Source organism: Microcystis sp. M44BS1, assembly GCF_020244875.1.
GTDB lineage: Bacteria > Cyanobacteriota > Cyanobacteriia > Cyanobacteriales > Microcystaceae > Microcystis > Microcystis panniformis.
Genome location: NZ_JADBVM010000179.1, coordinates 1 through 5011, shown reverse-complemented (window position 1 = coordinate 5011; position 5011 = coordinate 1). Strand labels below are relative to the sequence as shown.

General features: G+C 43.6%; 2 protein-coding genes and 1 pseudogene. 1 reads left to right on the top strand and 2 read right to left on the bottom strand.

From position 1 onward, the window contains the following. Positions 1-559 precede the first annotated feature (559 nt). Positions 560-3205 (top strand): efflux RND transporter permease subunit, encoded by a 2646-nt coding sequence (locus IM515_RS14510; RefSeq protein ID WP_287630680.1) that lies wholly within the window; start codon positions 560-562, stop codon positions 3203-3205. Positions 3206-3211: 6 nt separating this feature from the next. Here IM515_RS14510 and IM515_RS14505 read toward each other — a convergent pair whose 3' ends face one another. Continuing rightward, positions 3212-4636 (bottom strand): FAD-binding domain-containing protein, encoded by a 1425-nt coding sequence (locus tag IM515_RS14505; protein ID WP_287630679.1) that lies wholly within the window; start codon positions 4634-4636, stop codon positions 3212-3214. A gap of 196 nt (positions 4637-4832) precedes the next feature. After that, positions 4833-5011 (bottom strand): annotated as a pseudogene (locus IM515_RS14500) (Uma2 family endonuclease); the annotation flags it as partial.

The window sequence follows — 5011 nt, the reverse complement described above, 5'->3', positions numbered from 1 at the left end:
TTTTTTTTGCAATAAAACTACATAAAAAAAAGATCATCGTTGTGGGTGAAATTGACTGATTTACCCGTCTTAATTAGGATCACCTTCTAGGTGTGGCAAGGGTTTCAACCATTGCTGCCCAAAAAAGCACAGAACAACCCACTATGAAATTCTATCAAATCGCTGTAACCATGATAACGTCGTTGTTAAATAAAAATCTTTCTCAATTAATTCTTAAGAATTTATAAATATTGCGAAATGTTAATTTAAATATTCTCAAGTTTTTGCAGTCAATAAATAATTTTTACTTATCTTTGTCGGAAAATAGAACTCCTGCAAAAATCCAACATCTACCATGGGGTTAGGAGTCAGTTATCAGTTATCAGTTATCAGTTATCAGTGAGAAGGGGATAGGAAAATGGGGGAATAGGGTAATGGGGAGATAGAGTAATTTCCACTAAAACCCTAAAACCCTAAAACCCTAAAACCCTAAAACCCTAAAACCCTAAAACCCTAAAACCCTACACCCCACACCCCACACCCTACACCCCACACCCGACACCCCACTTATTCAACAAAGATGAAAGAATCATGGCGAGAACGTCTGAATATCTCTCGAATAGCGATTAATGCACCGAGGTTAACCATTGCCTTCTGGTTAGCGGTGGCCGTGGCGGGAATTTTAGCTTTTAGTTCCTTAAAATACGCTCTTTTCCCCGATATCAGCTTTCCAGTCGTAATAATTAACGCCCAAGCGGATTTAGCTACTGCTATCACCACGGAACAGCAATTAACTAAACCCCTAGAAAATCCTCTTTTCTCTCTCCCCGGTCGTCGTGATATTTCCTCGACTACTTCCGCCGGACAGTCAGTAATCAGCATTTTCTTTAAAATTGGCACAAATTTAGACAAGGCCACCGCAGCAGTTAAACAGGCTATCTCGCAAGTCCCTTTACCCTCTCAAGCTACCACAGAAGTTATCCCCGTTGATTTAAATGAGTCGGCAACAGTTACCTATGCGCTGGTGAGTGAGCAGAAAACTCTAGAAGAATTAAGCCAAATCGCCCAAGATAATTTAATTCCGCCCTTAAAAGCTCTCCCAGGTACAGCGAAAGTTAATTTACTCGGTCAAGGTACAGTTAGGGAAGATAATCCCCATAAAAGTTTAACCCGACCATTACCCACGCTGGTGCGCTTTAATGGTCAAGAGGCGATCGCAGTGCAGGTAATCAAAAAAGGTGCAGCCAATAGTCTCGATCTGGCCGCTCAAGCAGAAAAACGGGTTAAAGACATAGCACAAAAACTGCCCGATGTCAAGATAATTTTAGCTGAAACCCAAGCGGAATATATTCGCGCTGCCCTACAAGGCACGATCGATGATTTACTTTTGGCAGTTTTGCTGTCGGTGCTGGTGATCTTGATATTTTTAGGCAGTTTCGCCGCTACAATCATTTCTGCTCTGGTTATCCCCCTATCTCTTTTGGGGACTTTCATTATCATGGCAATCTATGGGTTTAATCTGGAAACCCTGACACTGCTGGCTCTCGCTTTAGTGATTGGCATTGTCGTGGATGATGCGATCGTCGATGTGGAGAATATTTCCCGTTTAATCGACGCGGGGGAAACCCCGAAAAATGCGGCACTCAAGGGGACAAGGGAGATCGGATTAGCTGTGACTGCTTCCACTTTAACCATTGTTGCCGTGTTTATACCCGTGGCTTTTATGGGGGGTGCGGTGGGGCAGTTTTTCCAACCCTTCGGTTTAACTGTCTCGGCTGCGGTGATTTTTTCCCTGTTGATCGCCAGAACTTTATCGCCAGTTTTGGCATTATATTGGCTGAAACCGCAGTCACGGGCAAAAATGACGAAACAAAAGCGACCGGTTGAGAATGCCTATCGACGGCTCTTAAACTGGTCATTGCGTCATCGTTTGCTGGTCATTGCTATTGCTCTAATTACCTTTTTGGCGGGTATTGCCCTGATTCCTTTTATTTCTAGGGGATTTATTCCCCGACTCGATCGCGGCGAGTTTAATCTGGTTTATACTTCTCCTTTGCCGAAAATAACGCAAATTAGCCCTAATAAACCGACGGCTAAGAGTTCTAGTGATAGTTTCGCTTGGATTTCCCAGTTAGCGAGTTCTCCCGAAAGTTTTCTCCTGCGTCGCACTATCCGCGATGGCAGCAAATTAGAAGCGCCAATTTTGCGGGATGGGGAAGTGGAATCGACTTTTCTGATCGCCGGTTTACGGGGTGAGCCGAATCGAGGCAAAATTCACGTTACACTGAAGAGCGATCGTAAATCTCACACCAGTGCCGTGCAGCAACGGATTCGGCAAATTTTACCGCCAATTAGAGGGGTGAATGTCAGTGTCGAGGACATTCCTTTTGTGCAGACGGAAGCGGAAAAGCCGATCCAAATTGCGATTAAAAGCGATAATTTGCCGCTATTGCGCGATAGTGCCGAGAAATTGCGGGTTGAGGCCGCTAAAATCGCTGGTTTGAAGGATATTTCCCTATCATCTAGATTAAATGAGCGGGGGGATTTTTTGGCGATCGAGCGTTTAAATGGTCAACAGGCGATTTTTCTCAGTGCTAATCTCAGTCCGGATTTAGGATTAGAAGATGCGGCGATTAAAATTGAAGCGATTCCTTTACCGGAAGGGATAACTTTACAGCGTTGGGGTACTTCTTCTCAAAGTAGCGATGTTTTGGGCAGTTTTGGTCGCACTTTAATCCTAGCGACAATTTTAATGTTAGGAGTTTTATGGCTATTATTCAGAAGACTGTTAGAAACTATCGTCATCGCTTTATGTTTACCTTTAGCGATTGTGGGGGCAATGTTGGGGTTATTGGTAACGGGTAGTGAGTTTAGTATGATTTCTCTGATCGGGTTTATCTTCCTCTTGGGATTACTCGATAAGAACGCTGTGTTATTGCTGGATTATACTAACCAATTGCGTCAACAGGGTTGGAGTCGGGAGGAAGCGGTTTTAGAAACGGGAATGATTAGGTTAAGACCGATTTTAATGACCACTTGTTCGACAATTTTAGGCATGATTCCGCTCGCTTTGGGATTGGGTACCGGTGCGGAATTGCGGCAACCCATGGCGATGGTGATTGTGGGAGGTTTAGTCACTTCTTCCCTGTTGAGTTTAATTGTTGTGCCTGTGTTATATCTAAGTTTAGAGGATGTTTGGAACCAGATTAAAGCCGGTCAAAAGTAGCTAGTTTTACCGTTTTGGCTTCTGATTACTATAGAGTCGTTTGAATTCTTTTTGTTGTTGATTATGATCGACAATTGGCTCAGGATAACCGCAACGATGTCTTTCTAAGCGGGGGATTTTCCCAGTTACTAAATATTCCGTATCTACGGAAGCTAATTCCGGCAACCATTGACGAATATATTCCCCTTCTGGATCGAATTTTTGTGTCTGACTAGCGGGGTTAAAAATTCTTAAAGGTTTCGGATCCATGCCACTAGAGGCACTCCACTGCCAACCACCATTATTAGCGGCTAAATCGCCATCAAAAAGTTTCTGCATGAAGTATTTTTCGCCTTTTTGCCAGTTAATAATTAAATCTTTGGTTAAAAAACTCGCCACGATCATGCGACAACGATTGTGCATCCATCCCGTTTCATTTAATTGTCGCATCGCCGCGTCAACGATCGGATAGCCAGTTTTTCCCTGGCACCAAGCTTGAAAATGTTCTTCGTTATCCTGCCAAGGAAAATGACGAAATTCTTTTCTATAAGCACCGACCGCCAATTCTGGGAAAAAATAGAGACAATGCTGGTAAAATTCCCGCCAAGCTAACTCTTGCTGCCAAGTGATAATACTATCTTTTGCTTCCTGAGCGCGGCAATTTTCTAATAACTCTAGGGTTGCCGTCCAAATCGTGCGAATACCAATCGCCCCAAATTTTAAAGCGGCACTCAACCGCGAGGTGCCATCGAAAGCGGGGAAGTTACGATCTTCTTGATAATTGTTAATAACCCCTTGACAAAATTCTTCTAATCTGCTAGTAGCGGCTTTTTCTCCGGGGGTGAGGGGTAAGGGATTTTGCCAAGTAAAACCTAAATTTTCTAGGGTTGGTAAGTTAATAGTTTCTGCGAGTTTCTCCCCCTCATTTTCGTCTAATCCTTGCAGGTTTTCTAGGGTTGTGGGGCTGGCTTTGGTTAATTGGCTCCAATTTTTCCAAAAAGGAGTATATACGGTGTAGGGACTTTTTGAGAGGGTGAGGACTTGTCCGGGGGCATGGAGAAGTTGATCCCAGAAGGTTTCTACCTCAATTCCTTTTGTTTGTAAAGCGGCGATTACCTGTTGATCCCGTTGACGCGCATAGGGTTCGATATCGAGGTTAAAAAAAACTGCTTTTGCCGATAAATTGCTGGCTAAGTTGACGAGTGTTTGACTGGGGTTGCCGCGAATAATCAGTAATTGACTACCTTTTTGGCGATAATTTTTTTCTAATTCCTCTAGACAACCGAGGAGATAGGCAACTCTAGCAGGGGCGATATCATCCCCTTCTAAAATAGCAGGATCGAGGCAGAAAACCCCGATAATTTTCGGACTACGCTCCCTAGCTTTACTCAGTCCAATATTATCCGAGAGACGTAAATCGCGACGATGCCAGAAAAGGATTAGATTTGACATAAATAAGCTGCCCGCGCATTTAAATTGCTGGTTGAGATGAGGCAAGAGGCAAGAGGCAAGCCCCCCGACGTCGGGGGGGTTGGGGGGGCGGGGAAAATTCGGCTAATCTAAGGATAGGCGGTTTAAATGCGTCTTAGCTCACTCTTTACTGTAATTATAAGACAGTGGATCAAGAATAATTGTCTAATTTTACAATCTAGCTGTGATTGGCAGTTAGTTTATTGACAAAATCTCGATGTTCTGCTGTTTCTAACCCCCGCTGCAAAATCACTAAAACTTTTCCTAAGTCGCCCATTAATAAAGCGTTTTTATCTAGCCATAAACCGGGGAAGATTTGGGAGCGCATTATGCCATCACTATCGGGTTCTAGTTTAA